Below are 19560 nucleotides of genomic sequence, written 5' to 3' on the forward strand. Positions count from 1 at the left end.
ATTTTTTGTTACTTAAGCTAAGTTATTTCATAAAACCTTCTTTTAGTTCTCAATTCCAATATGAGAATTTAGTTAAAGGACCCCCAATTTAGATTTTCCCCGAAGTATAATTTTTACAATGGATGATCATGAAGCGAATATTCTTTATATTTTTTCTATTTATAGCTTGCCATAGCTGCAAGGAGGAGGAACCTGTTGGTTTAGCGGAGGGGTTTTGGTTGGCCGAACTGGAGGTAGGTGACAACCAACGGCTGCCATTCAATTTTAAGCTTATAAAACTAGGGAATGATAAATATAATATTGAATTGTACAATGCGGATGAGACTATAATAATAGATGAAATAAAAGTGATGGGAGATTCCGTGATTATTAAAATGCCGGTTTTTGAGGGATATTTGGCCGGAAAATATACGGCTGAAGAAATAAACGGAAAATTTGTCAAAGAAAATGAAGAGAGAGTTTTGCCGTTTAAAGCTGTTCATGGGATTAGGGAACGTTTTAAAAGGCTAAGTATACCCAGCACCAATATTTCTGGTGACTGGGAGGTGGAGTTTAGACCTGTCGATGAGGAAAGCTATATGGCCAAAGGAATTTTTAAGCAGGTAGATGATAGGGTTTCCGGTACCTTCAGGACCATGACGGGGGATTATCGGTATTTGGAGGGCATCCATAGCGGGGATTCTGTAAAATTTTCCACTTTTGATGGGGCGCGTGCCTATTTATTTCAGGCCAGGGCAACGGACAGTTCCATGGTTGGAGTTTTTTACTCCGGAAAACATGCCAAGGAAACTTTTGTAGCGAGAAGAAATGAAAATTACGAGCTGCCCAATACCGAGTCATTGACCTACATGAAAAAGGGATTTGACAAACTAAAATTTTCCTTTCCGGATTCTGAAGGCAATATGGTCTCCCTTGATGATGCCAATTTTAAGGATAAAGTGGTAATCGTTCAAATTATGGGAACCTGGTGCCCTAATTGCTTGGACGAAACCAAATTTTTGGCAGAATATTTAAAAGAACATTCAAATAATCAAGTGGCTGTTATTGCACTTGCATTTGAGTATGCAAAAACCAAAGAGGCTGCATTTAAATCCATTGACAGACTTGAGGATAGAATTGGAATAAAATACCCCATACTATTGGCACAATATGGAACAATTGACAAGAAGATGGCGCAAATGAAATTACCTATGTTAAATCATGTACTTTCCTTTCCTACAACAGTAATTATTGACAAAAATGGTGATGTGCGAAAAATATATACTGGTTTCAACGGTCCTGCAACCGGGAGCAATTACGAGAGTTTTAAGAAGGATTTCCACAGCTTTATAACACAGCTTCTCGAGGTTTAAAGTGCAAACCAAATTACCGAGGACACCTCTGAAATTACATAATGAAAACTAATAAGGGGTGTTGGAACCTGAAGCGGATATGGTTTCTATCCCAACATCCATGGCCCTTTGGGTCAGAGTGCCCTATTTCTCATTCCAGTGCTTAGCACAGACGAAGTAAAGTAATCAGAACTACTATTTTGGAAAGTACTTGGGTGAGGTGAAATGACGACTGCCCTTGAGGGAAATTAAATGATAGTTGATTTTCCCAATCCTATGTTTTCGTAATTATAATTTAGATTGTCATCAGAATCTATAATATTGCCAGCTATAAAATCGCCTACCTGGCTAGTACCGTATTTGGTGGTAGCACTTAAATCCTTGGTAACCACATGTTTTCTCATAGACTTGTCCACTGCTACAACAACTGCCCTAGACTCTTCATATAAGCCAAAATGGCTCAGCATCATGGCGGTAGAAAGAATGGAGGCTACTGGATTGGCAATATTTTTTCCTGCTGCCTGGGGGTAAGAACCGTGAAAAGGTTCAAACATGGCATGTTCATTACCTATTGAGGCCGAAGGCAGTAATCCCTTGGACCCACAAATGGCACTTCCTTGGTCAGAAAGTATATCCCCGAACATATTGTCGGTCAGAATAACATCAAATTCGTTGGGGTTCAGCATCATTTGCATCGCGGCATTATCCACAAAGAGAAAATCCAACTGTACTTCCGGATAGCTTTCGGAAATTCTGGTGACCACTTTACGCCAAAGCCTAGAGGTCTCCAATACATTGGCTTTGTCTACCAAGGTCAGTTTTTTTCGTCTACTCTTGGCGGCCTTAAACGCCAAATGGGTAATTCTGCTGATCTCTTTTTCCGAGTACTCACATAAGTCGGAAGCAACAGTACCGTCTGCACTCAGTTTTTTTTCACCGAAATAGATACCTCCTGTAAGTTCACGATAGATTACGAAATCCGTTCCAAAAATAACATGCTTCTTTAAGGGGGATTTATTGACCAATGTTGGAAAAACCTTCACAGGTCTAATATTCGTGAAAAGGTTCAACTCCCGTCTCAGTTGAAGCAACCCCTGTTCGGGACGTACTCTCGCACTGGGGTTGTCATCATATTTTAAAGTACCTATGGTGCCAAAAAGAATAGCATCCGAAGCCCTGCATAGGTCAATGGTCTCCTTAGGTAAAGGGGAGCCATATTTATCCATCGCAACAGCACCAATTAACCCTTCAGTATAGGTAAAATGATGGTTGAAGGTCTCTTCAACGGCCTGTAAACACTTTACAGACTGAGCCAAAACCTCGGGACCAATTCCATCTCCCCCTAAAAGAGCAATCTTTAGATTCATTTTAAGCTATGCTTTTTATTTTAATACCACTGGCAACAATAATATCGTGGATGTCCTCGTCAAAAATTTCTTTTTGTTTATCCGCAAATTTCAAAAATTCCTGATAAACTACATCAAGTTGAATCTTAGTTAGTTCGTATCCAACATTTTTAGCCCTATAAGCCAATGCCGCCCTACCACTTCTGGCGGTAAGAACAATGGAGGATTCGTTGACACCTACATCTGCCGGGTCTATAATTTCATAAGTTTCCCTATTTTTTATTACCCCGTCTTGATGTATTCCCGAGCTATGGGCAAAAGCATTGGCGCCCACAATAGCTTTATTGGGTTGCACATATACGCCCATTTTTTGGGAGACCATCTGACTGGTATCATATAACAATTTACTATTTATATTGGTATCCAGGTTCAGGGTAGGATGTTGTCTTAAGATCATTACCACTTCCTCTAGGGCAGTGTTCCCGGCCCGTTCTCCAATACCATTGATAGTACATTCAATTTGTCTGGCACCATTTATTACACCAGCTATGGAGTTAGCGGTTGCCAATCCAAGGTCATTATGACAATGACAGGATAAAATAGCTTTGTGTATACCAGTTACGTTTTCCTTCAGGTATTTTATTTTGGCCCCGTATTCATCAGGCAGACAATAGCCTGTTGTGTCCGGAATATTCAATACCGTTGCACCGGCCTTTATAACGGCCTCACATACTCTCGCCAAAAATTCGTTATCCGTTCTACCGGCATCCTCAGCGTAAAACTCCACATCCTCAACAAAGGATTTGGCATAACTAACAGCCTCAACTGCACGTTCTATGATGGCATCCTTATTGGAATTGAACTTGAACTTTATATGGGATTCCGAAGTACCGATACCTGTATGTATTCTTGGTCTTTTGGCATATTTTAAAGCCTCTGCTGCAACTTCAATATCTCTTTTAACAGCACGTGTAAGACCACATACCGTTGCATTTTTTACAATTTTTGAAATCTCTTGTACAGAATTAAAATCCCCGGGACTAGAAATTGGAAAACCAGCTTCTATAATATCCACACCCAAAACATCCAATCTTTCGGCGATAATTAATTTTTGGTCAGTATCCAATTTACATCCGGGTACTTGCTCTCCATCTCTAAGTGTTGTGTCAAAAATATGTACCTTTTCTTTGCTCATTATATTTACGTAATTTTATGTGCGCTATACGAATATAGTACTAGTAAGTTTCCTAGTCCAAATCGCAAAATGGCATTTACAACGTTAAATAACTTTTTGTAGTATATAAATCACTGAATATCAATTATATAAACCTTTTTTATTACGATGACAAATGCGCATAAAGATGCATTATTCGTTCTGGTTAAATCATTATCCAAGTCAGAGAAGCGACAATTTAAATTGTATGTTGGGCGCTTGGGGGTGAATACCGATGCCAAATTTCTTGCTCTTTTTAATTTAATGGACAAAATTAAAGTATATGATGAAAAATTAATACTGGAAAATGGTATTGTTAAGAAGGCACAGCTGTCTAACCTTAAGGCCCACTTGTACAAACAAATTTTGGTGAGTCTAAGGTTAAACCCCGTGAATCAAAATATTAGGGTACAGATACGGGAACAATTGGATTTTGCTACCATTCTGTACCAAAAGGGGCTGTATAAGCAAAGCCTTAAAATATTGGATAAGGCCAAGGCTACCGCCATTGAGAATGAGGAGAAGAACGTGGCCTATGAAATTGTGGAATTTGAAAAGTTGATCGAGACCCAGTATATTACCCGTAGTATCCCGGATAGGGCAGATGAACTGGCCGTACAGGCCAAGCATCTTTCGGCCCAAAACGTAATTACCAGTAAATTATCCAACCTAGCACTGCAGTTGTATGGACAAATGCTTAAAATAGGCTATGTACGGAGTGATGAGGATTTTAAAAGAGTGCAGAAATATTTTGAAAAACACCTTCCAAAATATAAAATAGAAGACCTGGGCTTTAGGGAAAAACTTTGGCTTTACAAAGCACATCTCTGGTACAGCTTTCTAACCCAGGATTTTTTATCCTGTTATAAATATTCCAGTAAATGGGTAGATCTTTTTTATGAAAATAAGGAAATGATCTATCTCAACCCTGTATTCTTTTTAAAGGGTAACCATTATTTGTTGGAATCTTTATTTTATGTAAAATATAGCTCCCAATTCAAGGAAACTTTGGAGAAATTGGAAAAAATTGTCGAGAGTAAGGAATTTCCTGACAATGACAATATAGCGTCCTTGGCATTTTTATATATCAATTTAAACAAACTGAACCTTCATTTTTTGGAAGGTAATTTTGAAAAGGGCCTTTATTTGGTCAAAATTGTAGAATACGGTATAAATAAACATAAGGATAGGATAGACCAGCATCACGTAATGGTATTGTACTATAAGATTGCATGTCTATATTTTGGAATCGGGGACAACAAGACCTGTATCCAATATTTAAAGCGAATCATTAATAATAAGAACCTTAAAATGCGTGAAGACCTAATGTGCTTTGCCCGTGTTTTAAGCCTAATAGCCCATTATGAAGCCGGTATGGACTATCACTTGGAAGTGCAATTGAAAAGTACCTATAAGTTCTTGTTAAAAATGAACGATTTACATGCCGTACAAAAGGAAATGATCAAATTTTTAAGACGTTTGGGCGATATCTTTCCACACGAGCTGCCCAATGAATTTCAGAAGTTGTATGATGAATTAAGGAAATACGAAAACCATCCCTATGAAAAACGTGCCTTTTTATACCTGGATATAATCTCTTGGCTGGAAAGTCATTTGCAAAATAAACCTGTAGCACAGATTATAAAAGAAAAGGCCTTGTCCGTTACCCGATAAAATTTATTCTTGAAAAGTAAAAGCTTACACATAAACCATCTGCTAGAGATTAATCTGGCCATGTTATTTATTAGTACTTCCGGAGCTCTGGGAAGATATGTTCAATTACCGGTACCGGTGACCATAGCCAGTAGGGCAGGATTGGCATTTTTGTTTTTGATGCTCTACTGTAAATGGAAAAAAATATCGTTCCATATCGAGAAAAGGGATAGGCCGGTACTTTTTTTAGGTGGAATTTTGATGGGGGTTCACTGGTTGACCTATTTTTATGCCCTGCAGTTTTCCAATGTCGCCATAGGTATGCTATCCATGTTTACCTATCCTATAATAACGGCCTTATTGGAACCGTTGATATTAAAAACGTCTTTCCAAAGAATTCATTTTGTTTTGGGGCTATTGGTATTGGGCGGAATTTATTTGTTGGCACCGGATTTTGATTCGGGCAATTCCCATATTATTGCCGTGGGCCTTGGTGTTTTTTCGGCTGTGGCATACGCTCTTAGGAATATTATATTAAAGTCCAGAGCGGCACATTACAATGGTTCCATGATGATGACCTATCAAACGGGCATAGTGGGATTTATTTTGGCCCCTGTATTTTTTATGTATAATATTGAAGCCATAAGTGATCAATGGCCGGCACTGTTAACCTTGGCCTTGTTCACCACAGCCATTGGGCACACCTTGTTCCTAAATTGTTTTAAACACTTTAGCATTACTACGGTGAGTATTTTAAGTAGTATACAACCTATATATGGGATATTGATCGGTATAGTTTTTCTATCGGAAATTCCTAGCTGGACTACGGTTATGGGCGGTATACTAATTTTAAGTTCTGTGGTGATAGAGAGCGTGCGGTCTTACAAATAAATATACTAGTTATTTATAGAGGGAGTATTTGGATTATATTCCTTTACCAAGCTTTCGGTAAGTTTTTCAAACTCATTGTTTTTTGCCATTGCCCGTACTTTAACTGGGTCAAAATCACCATTAAAATACAGGAATGATCCGGTTTTATTATTGTTGTTGAATATTAAAATTTCCTTGACAGAATTTTTGCGCTCCCTTACGGAAACCACGGAACGTTTTAAATCATCATTTTTACGAAAAATCTCGATAAAGGAATTTCCAGTAATATCGTTCATTTGTTTGTTCAGGAAATCGGCCTTTGCAGGAGTCTCTACGGGAAACTGCATATACCTCAAATCTTTGGTATCTCCTATCAATGTATTTATTTCCGGGGAAATATTGCTTAAAAGCGATATCATAAAATGGGGTACACGGATGGCGGTAACCTGGCTGTCATTTTTATGGGCGTCGTAAAAGGTATCTATGGAATTGTAACTTCCACAAGAAACCAATAACATCATACTCAGAATAAATAGTGTTGTCTTGCCCATGGATATAAATTTTATGTTGGCATTAGGAATGTGCCACTTGTAAATGTAGTGAAAAAATTACGTACATGCATTCCATACACTGTCCTCTGGAGGAGGGGCGATAAGTTGTAGCATTTCTTTTTTTACGGGGTGAACAAAGGAAAGTCTTCTTGCGTGCAAGTGGATACTTCCATCTTTATTGCTTCGGTCCGATCCATATTTTAAATCACCCTTAATGGCGCACCCTATGGCTGCCAGTTGTGCTCTTATTTGATGGTGCCTACCCGTTTTCAAATCAATTTCCAATAAAAAATAACGATCCAGGCTCTTAATGACCTTATAGTCCAAAATGGCCTTTTTGCTATCAGGAACTTCATTTTTATGGCCGTAGGATTTGTTTTGTTTTGTATTTCGCTTTAACCAATGGACCAAGGTATCATTTTCCTTTTCGGGCAATTTATTGACCACGGCCCAGTAGGTTTTTTGGGCATCCTTTTCAGCAAACAATTTGTTTAGTCTGGGTAAGGCTTTTGAGGTTTTGGCAAAGACTACGATACCTGTGGTTGGTCTATCCAAGCGGTGGGCTACCCCCAAATATACGTTACCGGGTTTGTTGTGCTTTGTTTTAATATATTGTTTTACAACCTCGCTCAGTGGAGTGTCCACTGTTTTATCCCCTTGTACTATATCGCCTGCCCTTTTGTTAACGGCTATAAGGTGATTGTCTTCATATATGACCTGAAGATTCTCTGGGGTAGAAATTATTTTTGTGGACACTTAGGTTGAATTAATTTTCTAGTTCAAAGGCCAAAATCGCTAAAAGAAATGGCATAAATTATAGGGGATACTATTAAACCCGTTTAATATTGCTCCTCGTCACTTGGGAAATCCCTGGTTTTTACGTCATCGACATATTTTGAAATGGCATTGCCCATTTCTTCGTATAAGTTAAGGTATCTCCTTAGGAATCTCGGATTAAATTCTTGTGTAATTCCCAATAGGTCGTGTATCACCAACACTTGACCGTCTACACCATTTCCTGCTCCAATACCTATAATAGGAATAGAGACGCTTTCTGCAACTTCCTTGGCCAACTTGGCGGGAATTTTTTCAAGGACAATACTAAAACAGCCCATTTTCTCCAAAAGTTTGGCATCTGCGATTAGTTTACTGGCTTCATCTTCCTCTTTTGCCCTGACCGTATAGGTACCAAATTTGTAAATGGATTGTGGTGTTAGGCCCAAATGGCCCATTACCGGGATACCTGCATTCAAAATTCTTTTGACCGATTCCTTGATTTCCTGTCCACCTTCAACTTTTACAGCATGGGCGCCACTTTCTTTCATGATCCGTATGGCAGACCGCAAGGCCTCTTTGGGATCACTCTGATAACTTCCAAAGGGTATGTCAACAACTACCAGGGCACGATTTACTGCACGAATTACAGAAGAGGCGTGGTAAATCATTTGATCTAAGGTAATAGGCAAGGTAGTTTCATGTCCGGCCATCACATTACTGGCAGAATCGCCCACTAATATTACATCTACGTTGGCAGCGTCGACAATTTTGGCCATAGAATAATCATAAGCCGTTAACATGGATATTTTCTCTCCGTTCTTTTTCATATCAACGAGAGATTTTACAGTAACTCTTTTGTATTCTTTTTTGGCAGTGGACATTTATTTCGGTTTTGGTGGGATAAAAGTAATGATTTGTTCCAAAAATTAAAGTTGTTTCAACCTTTTGTTTTTTTTGATTATTTTTAATTGACTTCTAAATGCATTTCAAATGAATAAAATTTGGTCAATCATTTTGTTCTTTATGTTCGCCTCTGCTATGCATGCTCAGAATGGAGGAGAGGAGTTGGTGAAAAACACCATTGATGCTTTTTTTAAGGCCTTTCATGAACAGGATTCAATGGCCATAAAGGAAACGGTTTCCAAGAATATTGTGATGCAGACCATTGGAAAAAATGCCGAGGGTACCGAGGAAGTGAAAACTGAAAATTTCGGGCACTTTCTAAAATCGATAGTGTCCATTCCGTCCACGACAAAATTTGAAGAAAGAATCCTGAATTATAATATTCAAATTGATGGCTCCATGGCGAATGCATGGACGACCTACGAATTTTGGGTGAATGATGGCTTAAGCCATTGCGGCGTAAATTCCTTTCAACTCTTCAACCAACAGGGTAGCTGGAAAATTATTTATTTGATCGATACCAGAAGGAAAGTAGGTTGCAATTAAAGCTTGCTATGGGGAACTGAAATTTATTCAACCTAAATATTTCATAAACCATGGGTTATGGATTCCTATTTACCCATACCAAGTCAAAATTAAAATACCTTCCTGTAAAATTTGAAGATATTTCTTGGCCCCAACTCCTTGGACCAATTTCCATATTCGCTTTGATTATTGTCAATGGCTTCTTCCCAAGTTTTTGAAAATACCCTTTTCGTTCAGGAAGATATGCAGGCAGAAATCTCCCGTATTAAATGTCGTCCTTAAATATATATAATGTGATAAAAAAATCCTGTTTTTAGGGGATTGTGGGAAGTGGAATTTATATGGACTTTTAACATACTTAAAGGTCAGTTTCGGAAAATAGAATAAGGTAGCAAATCCAGTGGTCAGATTAAGGAACTTATATAGCTGCCAAAAATAAGTATTGAAAATTAGGTGTTTAACCAATATGAAAAACAATGAAAACAAAAATTGTATTACTAATTACCGTGTTGGGATTATTGTCTATATCTGCTATTAATTTAGTAAACGATATAGTCGCGAAATTGGGAATGGATGCCAAATATGCACAATATAGTATTCTTGGCAATTTTGTTGGGAGATTTGATTCAGGTCCTATGAATAATGGAGTTGGCAATAATTCCTTTAAAGTACCTTATGCCAAATTATTGCCTTCAATAATTTCCGGGGATAAAACCGGGGCGGCGGAAGAGTTATGTGTCTATATCAAAACTTATATCAACAGTGAGGAATTTATGGCGTCATATAATGAGCTTAGGGAAGATGCCATGCCTTTGACCAACTCGAATGGTGTTGGTTTGACCTCCTTGAAAAAGGATCTTAAGGTCATAAATTCAAATATTGAGAATTACCCTAATGACAAGGCCTACGTTGCAGAGCAGAAAAAACTAAGGGACGAGACCCAAGCCAGTATCAACGGTATAATGGAGGAATCCAAGAAACAATTTCCAAATAAGGATTTATGGGAACAGTCCTTTCCTGCGAATCCGGAAGTTTTGGTCAAAAGAAGATTGCAGGAATACTTGGCATTGGCAGGTACAGTGGATTTCAGCGCCAAACTTACTGAGCCGGATAATTATAAAATTCGAAAATTTGTAAATCCGGCCTATGAAAAGAAAAGTCTACAATGGAAAGCTTGCTACAGGGCAGGGAAGGAGGTAAATGATGTTTTTACCGCTTTTGTTAAGGAATGGCTCAATGGTGAAATTATTGCCACGGTTAAAACAAAGATGTCCGTAAACAGTTCTGCATCAAAGGAGAATAACAACACTGCGCCCATGCCAACAACCGCTGTAGCGGAAAACAGTACTACTGAGGTTAACACCGCAACTACTCCGCAACAGGATAATGTAGGTACGGATGAAGGCATAAAGGCCAAAAAATCATTGATAGGTAAGATAAAAGATAAGGCGAAGGCCGTAATTAAGGATTGATCCAAAGTTACATGGGTAATTTTAAAGAAATTGCCATTTGCAAAATGAAAGCAAACTGTAATAATAAGAGCATAGCCAGAAGGATAGAAGGCGACGATCGCATCGTGATCGATTGTTGTGTTCATGCAAAAATTATTGTCAATCGTAAATGAAGAATTTATTAATACCTTATTCTTTCAACTTACTCAAGTGGTTTTTATTGCTTTTTATCGGATTTCGTGAATCTTCGATTTAGTTCATTGATTTCTACTAGTTATTTCAAGGTAGTCATGAACCTTCGGTTTCTTTGTTGTCCAATGAAACCGACCCAGAAGGTTGATATAACCGCCTTCTTTCATTTTACTTAAGTGTTTTTTATTGTTTTTAAACGGTTTTCGTGAATCTTCGATTTCTCTGCTGTCCAATGAAACCGACGCAGGAGGTTAATAAATACCTTATTCCTAAATAAACAGGCAATGAATAAAACGAAACAAACCTGCCTGCCGGCAGGCAGGAGAAAAGACCCTTCTTCGCTAGGTGGTCCATAAAATCTTGGGATTTCATGGACCGATGCCATGGCCTAAATTATTTCCAAGGCTTCAATAATTCTTTACGGCCATGCCATCTCCACAACGGAAGAAGATCGACCTAACAAGGCACTTTGAAGACAATGTTCAACGGTATTCAGTAACCGACAATGATTTATTGAAAATAAGGGTTAACGGAACAAAACAAGAACTCTAGGATAGCTTATTCTATCTTTTAATAATTCAAATACAACTTTTGAGATTGATCCTACGTTTAATTGTAGTTATTGGCTTTTGGTAGCTGATATAAATTTGATCAACTTTTCCGGTGAATCGGTCTGTATGCCATCGACGCCAAGATCAAGAAGCATTTGCCACTGCTGTTCGTTATCCCCGTCATCGTCCACAAATACCTTGACATTATTTGCATGTAGTTTTTTCACAAAGGATTTGGATATATGGCCCATATCGGATGCCATAATTTTAGGTGCATAAGCGTTAAGTACCCTTTGGATATTTCTTTTATTACCCGGATCTGGCATTATTAAGCATTCTGGACAATTAGTTCCAATATCTGTTAGTGATTTATGGTCCTTTGCGGAGATATACCAAACTATGGCTTCCTGCATGCCATAGTTTTTTATTATTGATATCAAAGCCTTGGGGTCTGCCTCCTTTAGGTCTAGATATATACCGATTTTTCCTTGGCATAGCGCCAAGATTTCCTCAAAGGTGGGTATTTTGGTGTTACGCCATTTTTCGTCCAATTTTATTCCTATATCCAGAGCGCGTAATTGGGACAAGGTAAGATCGCTTACCTTTCCAGATGTCCCTATCACATAGGCATCTATGGTAGCATTGTGGACACTTACAAATTCACCATCCTTGGTGGTCCTAACAGCAATTTCAACGAAATCACATCCCAGATCTATGGCTTTTTGATACGCCGCCAGTGAATTTTCCGGAATCCCGTTATGTTCTCCTCTATGGGCTATAACATAGGTGTTGCCATTTTTTGGTTTTGGCAGTCCGTATTGTGCAAAGCTCTTTAAAGAGGCTATAAGGACGATGGACAATACTATTTTAAAATACCTATGCATTTGCTATATCATAATAAGTAATTCGGTACAACTCCTTTATTGCAGGCTAAGGTGCAATTAGCTTATGGTATGTGGCCAAGTAATAGGGCAGGAGATAAAATGTACCTTCGTGCTCCGCGTAACCATTACCTTCGTTATCGTGAAGAACAAAGGCATCCCTATCCAATCTTACATGACCCCTTTCATCTATTGGAAGGGCATAGGTGTCATTGCCCCAGCCCATACCTGATGCCTGTCCCGGTGTAGGATCCAGTAAAACATCCAATCGGTGGGTGTTGTCCATATCATAGCCTATTAGATCCAAGGGAATTCGCTGTAAAGTTTCCGTCATGTATTTGGTATCCAAACTACTTTTGTAATACCTGTCAATGGTAGCTTTGGCAAATAATGGATTTTCAATAAACAACTCTTCGGGCTTAAAAAAACCTTCATCCACTTTTTGGTTAAAAAAACCGGCCATAGCACCGTAGAGTCCGTCCCAAAAGGCGTTTTTCTGTTTGCTTATATGTAACCAGGCATTTTCCAGGGCAATACGGTACATAAGTAACCTTTCCGGATTCTGTTCGTAATTTATCAGGCCATATAGACTCATTAGGCCCAGGTTGTTGTCCCAAGGAACAGCATTTTCAGGTGGAAAAAATTCTTTGGCATGCATGGCGTAGATATCATAATTTTCCTCTTCGCGCAGCTTTTCGGCCACTTCTTCATAAATAGGGTCTCCGGTGACATGGGAGGCGACATTTAAAAAGGAAAGCATCATCATGGCATTTAGTCCGCGTTGATCCCAGCCCCAAATAGAATTAAAATAGTCAGGATCAAAACTCCCCCAACGGGTTGGTTTTTTGTCGTAATCCACCAATTTGAAACCGTGCCGAATAAGGTGGTCGGTTACATCGGCGACCACTTGTTTAACGGCCTCTTTCTCTTCTTTGGTCTCCGCAATTAAATCGTGGTATATACCATAATAAAAATAATGCCCCGCCAACTCATCAGAGCTTGTATCGCATTTCCATCTATAGTTACCGTCATCACTGAGGGGGAAACGGGGAAAAATATCTTTCCAAAAGGGGTCTTTTGCCTGATTTCGGCGATTGTATTCCCTATTGTATTGCTCATTAACAGGTTCATGCCAATCTACAGGTATGATGACCCTGGCAGGAAATCCGGGTTCATAGGTGATGTCTACCAACCATTTTAAGGCATAAAAACTTCTATTGGCCAATTCGCGGGCCTCTGGATCTTTAGTGAGTGCGTATCTAAATGCTTGGGCCGCGCCGTACATGGCAGTGTACTGTCCGTCATTGTCCGAGATGGCCAATTGGCTGGTATTGATATTGAATTGTTCCGAAAGATGGTTCTGACAAATAAAGCCCATCCTGTTGTGTCTTTCCTCTACCTGTTTTGTAAAATGGGTCGCTTTTTCGGCATAGGTCATTTCCTTTGAAATAATTTGGGCAAGGCCGTTCTTGGTGGCGATCCAAGCCGTGTCTTCCAAATCCACGGCAATATCGTTTACATGGTTATCCGGTAACCATCTACGGCTGGATCGGTAGAAAAAATTGTCGTTTTCTATCCTGAAGGCTCCATTTTTGGTACCAAACCAGACTTGCCCATTTTGGCCGGAAGCCGCAGAGGTAAAATGATTGTAGGGAACTCCTTCTTTACCGGTATACAGTTTCCAGTTGCCCTTATCCAAGCGACCAATACCTTCCTTGGAACCAAACCACAGACGGTTATTGGAGTCTACCGTCAAGGCGGCAACCTCTTTCAGGGCCCAACTATAATTCTCGTCATAGGGGAGTTCCTGTTGCCATTTGTTTTTTCCAGTTTTTAGATATAGTCCATTTTCACAACCCACATAGGTGGTATTGCCATAAGTTGCCCAGCTCAGGACCTTACCGGAATTTTCAGGTAGCCCCTTAAAACTAGGAGAGGCAACAGATTTTGAAGCTATGTTTTTGGAGGACCATTTGGAATCCTTCCATTCAAATTGTCCCGAGGAGGTTGTTGCAATTGGCGTATTATTGATTATTTGTATGAGATCGATGTTTCCCTGGGGAAGCCCTTCAGCATTCCCATGTATAACGGCTATGTCCTGATAAAACTTGGTTTCCTGTGCATAAGTACCAAAGGAAAAATGAATTATAAAGAGTACTAGAAATAGTTTTGATCTCATGTTCGTTAAGTTATAGTTCCAAGACAAAAATCTGCATGGTTGGTGTTTCTCCATTGTTGGAAACCATACGGTTATAGGCTATTTTACGCCCATCGTGCGACCAAACCGGGTTTTTAGGTGGATTTTGCGTTGGTTTCGTTAAGACAGTATTTTTTCCGCCTTCGATATTTAACCCCATCAAAGAATTTTGCCAAACATAGATTAAGCGATGCTCTTTAGGGTGCCAGCGTACCCCTCCTTGTACATCCGAGTCATGAAAGGTCCGTTGTACGGGTTCGCCTCCCCAAGGGGAGATGGTGAATATTTGTTTTATGTTATGGTCATCCTGGGCCAAATAAGCTAGCATACTTCCTCCATAAGAGGAACGGACAATACCTTCGCACCCTGGATACTTGTTATTGGTCGTATAGGTAAGCCTGCGTTGCTGAGTTCCTTTTGGAGGGGCTGGCATGGTGGTTTCCGTTCCTTCCAAAGCACCGTCTCCAGGAATGGTGATATCTTCCGGGATGTCCACGATATAAACTTCATCTACCTGCTCTCCTTCTTTGTTGGTGGTTGTCCCAATAAAGGCCCTTGCCCTTTGGGTACCGCCATCGGATTTCAGGTAACCGGAATGTCCCACCCAACTATCTCCGGCCGCTTTGCTAATTTCATCGGACCCCGGATTTGGGTCTGGCACTACTTTTACCACGAGGGCACTGAACCATTCCCCGGAAAAATTTTCACCGTCGGGGGATTCGGCAACAGTTACCGGTTGATGATTTTTGGATACCCCTATGGTTCTTAGATTATGTGTTACACCGGTAGAGTCTTCCAATTTCTTCATAATGGCATCATTGTAGGTAAAGCCTATCCATTGACCGTCGCCGCTATATTCATGACGGTGGGTTCCTCCTCTGAGAGCTCCTACCGTAAACGGAGGGGAGATGTCCCTGGCATCCATAAAAATGGGCTCTCCGGGTTTGTCATCCTTTATAATTACTCCAGATCTACGCCATTGCTCGTAAGGTTTCTCTTCGGAGCAATTCATTAGCCCATGTATAAATACTACCTCATTATTGGCATGGCTATAACTTACCGCGCCAACTCCCGGGCCATAGGCCTGGTTTTGTTCCAGTTCATATAAAACCACTTTTTCGCCGGTTTTAAGATGTATCTTTTCTATTTTTCCATTGCCGCCAATGCCACCTTTTTCAGTTCGTGTATCATAGACCAGCCATTCATCATCTGGAGAAAAGTTATCATTGCTGTCCAGATCATGGTTATAAGTTAGGTCTTGGGTTCTTTGCTTTTCCATTTTAAAATTATTTTGTCCACAAGCACTAAATAGTATGGGAGTCACGAATAATAGGAGCATAGGTCTATTTTCAAATTTAAACTTCATAGGCTTTTTTGTAAAATCCATACTACTTACTTAGGTTGTTAATATTTTAAATTCTATTCTTTAGTTATTTTTTTCAGGAGCACTGATAACCCCCAAATATCGTCCCATCCAATAGGGTAACAGCCAGATATCCCCGGCAGAAAACTCTTCGGAACCGTCCTTTGCGTAGTTTCTGTCCAATCTAAACATATTGGCATTATGGCGTTGAACCGGTCTTTCGTCCGGAGGCAGCACTTCACTAAGGGTCTGCTCCCTAAAATTAGGTTCCAAGAAGGTGACATCTTTTCTATGGCTGTTCATAATGTTCCAGGAAACCATATCCATGGGGTGTTCCCTAAGGTACCAGGCGGCCTCTTCCAAATCGAATTCCTGAGTTCCGGTAAGGGCCGTCATAATATTCCATGCCCCTTCTTTTTCTGGCCTTTCTATTTCCCAATGATCAATTATAGCGTCTTTAAATTTTGTTTTCAGGGTGTCGTTAAAGGCATATTTGTAAAGGCCCCAGTACCCTATAAAGTACATTTCATCATCGGAATGGTTCCAGGATTCGGACAACATCTTGCTCCAATCATCTGCATCATCCGGAGCTTTGGCCACATCTTTCATAGGCCACATCAGGTTGTCCAAATAGCCGTGATTATCCATTAGATCGAAGGCTTTTTCCTTGTATTTTTCCTTGCCGGTAAAATGATAGGCCGTTTGCAACATTCCTATAATATTGGAAGCATTTATTTTTCTATCGCCTACCATCTTTGGTCGGGCATTTACATATTCTGGATTCCATCGGCCCCATGTGGTAGGTTTCCCATCAAAATCAACCATATACAGATCATTTCTTACAATATGGCTCATAAGGGTGTCTATTAAAACAATGGCGCGATCTTTAAGATCGTTGTCCATAAGTTCGGCCATGGCACCATAGGCAAAAATGTGCCCAATGGCCTCATCACTACTGGTGGTAGATTTCCAATCCCATTCTGGGTCATCGGAATGTTGCCATCTTTCCGGGTCATGCAAGCGCTCTTTATAACCACTTCTTTCAAAGGATCTGGAAGGAAAGCCCGGTACCGGGTTAATGCTGAACAATCTCTCCATGGCATCCATAGCTTCCCTACAGTTCTGAAGGGCATCTTCCGATTTGGTCACTGCATAACGGAATACCTCACCCGCTAGGTACATGGTAGTCCAAAGTCCGTCGTTATCGGAATCTGAAAGTCGCCCTGTATCAAAATTGCCATTGTCCATATCCACCAAGGTTGCATTAAAACCAAGTCGGATATGTCTGTTGCGCACTTGTTTTTCATAGTATTGGGCCTTGTCGAACAAGGTCATTTCCTCATATACTATTTGTCCCAGGCCGGCATCGGTCAATATTAGGATAGAACCATCTGTACCTTTGGATATGTGTATTACATTGTTGCTAGGCAACCAGCGTTTTCCATAGTAGTAATCAAATTTTCCGTCTTTCTTGAGCATAAATGCCCCTTTGGTGGATCCGAACCAAAGGTGGCCATCAATTACATCGACATAGGTGATTTCTGTCCAAGGCAATTTGGTTTTCTTTTCCCCGATTTGTTTTCCAGTTGTGGCATCCACTTCTAAATAGCCATCCAAGGTGGTAAGTATCAATTTATTATGCAATAGGGCAAAGGAGGTAAAATTACCGTTTTGGAAAACCGTTTTCAGGGTCTGACCCTTTGGGTTGAAGGAGGCAATGGATTTTTCTCCCAATATCCAGAACGTACTGTTTTTCTTATTGAATTTAATGGCTTTTACCTTGTCCTTGTCAAGCACTCCCGTCCAGTTCTTCTTGTTTTTGGAAACATATTGAAGCATTGGACCGTCACTGATCAAAAATTCGAAATCGTTTCCTGCAGCAAAAACATTGGCTTTTGGCAAATCGTGTTTTAAGTATAGACTGCCGGCCCAGGCATTGCTGAGTACGGCCTTATCATCCAGGTATACAAATTGATCTTTATATATGGTAATCGCCGTAATATTTTTATCGGTAAGCGGACGGTAGGTCTTATCCTGTAAAAGGACTCCAGGATATAGGAATTGGCCGTCGTGGGTACGCAATATGCCCTCGGATGAAGCCACTTGTATAACCTCGTTCCGGTCCATAAATACCTGAGACAACATAAGTTTGTCCCCTTGCTTGTTGTATTTTATGCTATAATCCTGCAGGTATGGAACATCCTTATAAACGGGCAAGGATGCTGTTTTTGTTTCACCTTTAGGGGCATCTGAACAAGATATGGTTACCAAGAGTACGGCCCATATTAAATTTCGAAAACTTTTTGTCATGTAATTATTATTATGGTTGCAATAGATAGGCAGTCTCTAAATATTAACATTAATAGGTATTCCTTCAATGAGGTACTACAGCCCTCTACAAATAAACCTTATTTGAAGGGATAGAACTTCCTATATTTTACATGATTTACATCATATATTGCCTTTAATATTCATTTCTAATTAATTTTTGAAATAAAGTGTTAGAATAATTGAAATTTTTTTGGTGGCCGATTATTCAAATGGGGATGAAATTGTTTATTGATGAAGTTGGTGTCCCGGAAGTAAACATCTTTTAAGAGCCAAGAGCCAAGAGCCATGAGCCAATAGCAAAGAGTGAAAATGAAAAAGACATATTCTAGAGAAAAGAGAAAAGAGAAAAGAGAAAAGAGGAAAGAGAAAAGAGAGGTTAATTTGAAAATGAGTCAATTTGATAATTTGGAAATGAACCAATGTACTAATGAGTTAATGTGGAAAGTAGAATGAAGCATTATTAATTTTCTCTATAAATTATGAGGTCTCTTCCGATAGTTGTCGTGATGCCCTTAAAATGACGAAATTAAGGGCTCCTTCCCTTGGTTAAGCCTGTCCCGCGTTTTCCGCGGGAGGAAAAGGTGGATTCTCCGCCAGTAGCGGAGGAGACGGAAGGGATTGAAAGACTAGGCCTTGGGAGGGGACTATAGATAGAGTATGGGTTGAAACACACCCCTAACCTCCCGCTAAAAAGAGGGACAGGCTCTCTCAAGAGGGGATTTTGTTTTTTGCCAATGAGTCTAGCATCTAGATTCTAGGCTCTAGATTCTCAATACTGCTTTACTTCAAACATAAGCATTGTACACTGTAAGAAGCAGATTGCCGCGCTGCGCCCGTCTGACGGCCGGGCAGGCCTCCCTATCGGCAGGTAAACTCACAATGACAACAGCAAGGGCTCCTCCCTTGTGACGAAGGGAGGTGGCTTCGCCATAAGCGAAGACGGAGGGTTTTGAAAGCCCAGATCCTTGGTGTAAGACAATTGATAGAGTATGGGTTGAAACATACCCCTAACCTCCCGCTAAAAAGCGGGACAGGCTCTCTCAAGAGGGGATTTTGTTTTTTCCAATGAGTCTAGCATCTAGATTCTAGGCTCTAGATTCTCCATACTGCTTTACTTCAAACAGAAGCATTGTACACTTTAAGAAGCAGATTGCCATGCTGCGCGTGCATGACGGCTGGACATGTCTTTCTATCGGCAGTTAAACTCACAATGACAGCAGCAAGGGCTCCTCCCTTGTGACGAAGGGAGGTGGCTTCGCCATAAGCGAAGACGGAGGGTTTTGAAAGCCCAGATCCTAGGTGTAAGACAATTGATAGAGTATGGGTTGAAACATACCCCTAACCTCCCGCTAAAAAGCGGGACAGGCTCTCTCAAGAGGGGATTTTGTTTTTTCCAATGAGTCTAGCATCTAGATTCTAGGCTCT

At 40.1% G+C, this 19560-nt stretch carries 14 protein-coding genes; 5 read left to right on the plus strand and 9 right to left on the minus strand.

Annotated features, from left to right (window positions below; all coding sequences use genetic code 11):
• Positions 1-128 precede the first annotated feature (128 nt).
• Entirely contained in the window at positions 129-1352 is a 1224-nt protein-coding gene (locus tag H4O18_RS16020) for a TlpA disulfide reductase family protein (RefSeq protein WP_187586389.1), read from the plus strand.
• A gap of 227 nt (positions 1353-1579) precedes the next feature.
• On the opposite strand, the gene leuB is transcribed toward H4O18_RS16020, so the two are convergent.
• A complete protein-coding gene (leuB, locus tag H4O18_RS16025) occupies positions 1580-2698 on the minus strand; it encodes a 3-isopropylmalate dehydrogenase (RefSeq protein WP_187586391.1) in 1119 nt (372 codons plus the stop codon).
• 1 nt (position 2699) lies between these two features.
• Positions 2700-3872: a 2-isopropylmalate synthase gene (locus tag H4O18_RS16030; RefSeq protein WP_187586393.1), complete on the minus strand. Its 1173-nt coding sequence runs from the start codon at positions 3870-3872 to the stop codon at positions 2700-2702.
• A gap of 147 nt (positions 3873-4019) precedes the next feature.
• On the opposite strand from H4O18_RS16030, the gene H4O18_RS16035 reads away from it, so the two are divergent.
• Together H4O18_RS16035 and H4O18_RS16040 are read left to right on the plus strand one after the other, a co-directional pair.
• Positions 4020-5564, plus strand: coding sequence for a hypothetical protein (locus H4O18_RS16035; RefSeq protein WP_187586395.1), 1545 nt, complete (start codon positions 4020-4022; stop codon positions 5562-5564).
• A 9-nt stretch (positions 5565-5573) separates the two neighbouring features.
• Positions 5574-6434 carry a DMT family transporter gene (locus tag H4O18_RS16040; RefSeq protein WP_246474338.1) on the plus strand — a complete coding sequence of 287 codons (861 nt, stop codon included), beginning with the start codon at positions 5574-5576 and terminating at the stop codon, positions 6432-6434.
• Positions 6435-6439: 5 nt separating this feature from the next.
• Here H4O18_RS16040 and H4O18_RS16045 read toward each other — a convergent pair whose 3' ends face one another.
• The 3 genes from H4O18_RS16045 to panB all read right to left on the minus strand — a co-directional run bounded on the left by H4O18_RS16045 (position 6440) and on the right by panB (position 8622).
• Positions 6440-6964, minus strand: a complete 525-nt coding sequence (locus tag H4O18_RS16045) for a DUF4252 domain-containing protein (protein ID WP_187586397.1) — start codon at positions 6962-6964, stop codon at positions 6440-6442.
• Positions 6965-7021: 57 nt separating this feature from the next.
• Positions 7022-7720 carry a pseudouridine synthase gene (locus tag H4O18_RS16050; RefSeq protein ID WP_187586399.1) on the minus strand — a complete coding sequence of 233 codons (699 nt, stop codon included), beginning with the start codon at positions 7718-7720 and terminating at the stop codon, positions 7022-7024.
• Between the two features lie 83 nt (positions 7721-7803).
• The gene (gene panB / locus H4O18_RS16055; protein ID WP_187586401.1) at positions 7804-8622 is read right to left on the minus strand and encodes a 3-methyl-2-oxobutanoate hydroxymethyltransferase; all 819 of its coding nucleotides are present in this window, start codon (positions 8620-8622) and stop codon (positions 7804-7806) included.
• A gap of 109 nt (positions 8623-8731) precedes the next feature.
• Here panB and H4O18_RS16060 point away from each other — a divergent pair, with 109 nt between their 5' ends.
• Together H4O18_RS16060 and H4O18_RS16065 are read left to right on the plus strand one after the other, a co-directional pair.
• Positions 8732-9190, plus strand: coding sequence for a nuclear transport factor 2 family protein (locus H4O18_RS16060; RefSeq protein WP_187586403.1), 459 nt, complete (start codon positions 8732-8734; stop codon positions 9188-9190).
• A 455-nt stretch (positions 9191-9645) separates the two neighbouring features.
• Positions 9646-10641 (plus strand): hypothetical protein, encoded by a 996-nt coding sequence (locus tag H4O18_RS16065; RefSeq protein ID WP_187586405.1) that lies wholly within the window; start codon positions 9646-9648, stop codon positions 10639-10641.
• Between the two features lie 790 nt (positions 10642-11431).
• Here H4O18_RS16065 and H4O18_RS16070 read toward each other — a convergent pair.
• The 4 genes from H4O18_RS16070 to H4O18_RS16085 all read right to left on the minus strand — a co-directional run bounded on the left by H4O18_RS16070 (position 11432) and on the right by H4O18_RS16085 (position 18114).
• Positions 11432-12247: a glycerophosphodiester phosphodiesterase gene (locus H4O18_RS16070; protein WP_187586407.1), complete on the minus strand. Its 816-nt coding sequence runs from the start codon at positions 12245-12247 to the stop codon at positions 11432-11434.
• 46 nt (positions 12248-12293) lie between these two features.
• On the minus strand, positions 12294-14423 hold the full coding sequence (locus tag H4O18_RS16075; protein WP_187586409.1) for a ligand-binding sensor domain-containing protein: 2130 nt from the start codon (positions 14421-14423) through the stop codon (positions 12294-12296).
• 10 nt (positions 14424-14433) lie between these two features.
• The gene (locus H4O18_RS16080) at positions 14434-15720 is read right to left on the minus strand and encodes a DUF3748 domain-containing protein (protein ID WP_222942439.1); all 1287 of its coding nucleotides are present in this window, start codon (positions 15718-15720) and stop codon (positions 14434-14436) included.
• 147 nt (positions 15721-15867) lie between these two features.
• Complete coding sequence (locus H4O18_RS16085) at positions 15868-18114, minus strand: ligand-binding sensor domain-containing protein (protein ID WP_187586411.1); 2247 nt, start codon at positions 18112-18114, stop codon at positions 15868-15870.
• Positions 18115-19560 lie beyond the last annotated feature (1446 nt).

This window comes from Arenibacter arenosicollis, from assembly GCF_014397245.1.
Classification (GTDB): Bacteria; Bacteroidota; Bacteroidia; order Flavobacteriales; family Flavobacteriaceae; genus Arenibacter; species Arenibacter arenosicollis.

Excerpts from the sequence above, each read along its gene's own strand:
- H4O18_RS16020 (WP_187586389.1), top strand. The coding sequence starts at position 129 with ATGAAGCGAATATTCTTTATATTTTTTCTATTTATAGCTTGCCATAGC.
- leuB (WP_187586391.1), bottom strand. The coding sequence starts at position 2,698 with ATGAATCTAAAGATTGCTCTTTTAGGGGGAGATGGAATTGGTCCCGAG.
- H4O18_RS16030 (WP_187586393.1), bottom strand. The coding sequence starts at position 3,872 with ATGAGCAAAGAAAAGGTACATATTTTTGACACAACACTTAGAGATGGA.
- H4O18_RS16035 (WP_187586395.1), top strand. The coding sequence starts at position 4,020 with ATGACAAATGCGCATAAAGATGCATTATTCGTTCTGGTTAAATCATTA.
- H4O18_RS16045 (WP_187586397.1), bottom strand. The coding sequence starts at position 6,964 with ATGGGCAAGACAACACTATTTATTCTGAGTATGATGTTATTGGTTTCT.
- panB (WP_187586401.1), bottom strand. The coding sequence starts at position 8,622 with ATGTCCACTGCCAAAAAAGAATACAAAAGAGTTACTGTAAAATCTCTC.
- H4O18_RS16060 (WP_187586403.1), top strand. The coding sequence starts at position 8,732 with ATGAATAAAATTTGGTCAATCATTTTGTTCTTTATGTTCGCCTCTGCT.
- H4O18_RS16065 (WP_187586405.1), top strand. The coding sequence starts at position 9,646 with ATGAAAACAAAAATTGTATTACTAATTACCGTGTTGGGATTATTGTCT.
- H4O18_RS16070 (WP_187586407.1), bottom strand. The coding sequence starts at position 12,247 with ATGCATAGGTATTTTAAAATAGTATTGTCCATCGTCCTTATAGCCTCT.
- H4O18_RS16075 (WP_187586409.1), bottom strand. The coding sequence starts at position 14,423 with ATGAGATCAAAACTATTTCTAGTACTCTTTATAATTCATTTTTCCTTT.
- H4O18_RS16080 (WP_222942439.1), bottom strand. The coding sequence starts at position 15,720 with ATGGAAAAGCAAAGAACCCAAGACCTAACTTATAACCATGATCTGGAC.
- H4O18_RS16085 (WP_187586411.1), bottom strand. The coding sequence starts at position 18,114 with ATGACAAAAAGTTTTCGAAATTTAATATGGGCCGTACTCTTGGTAACC.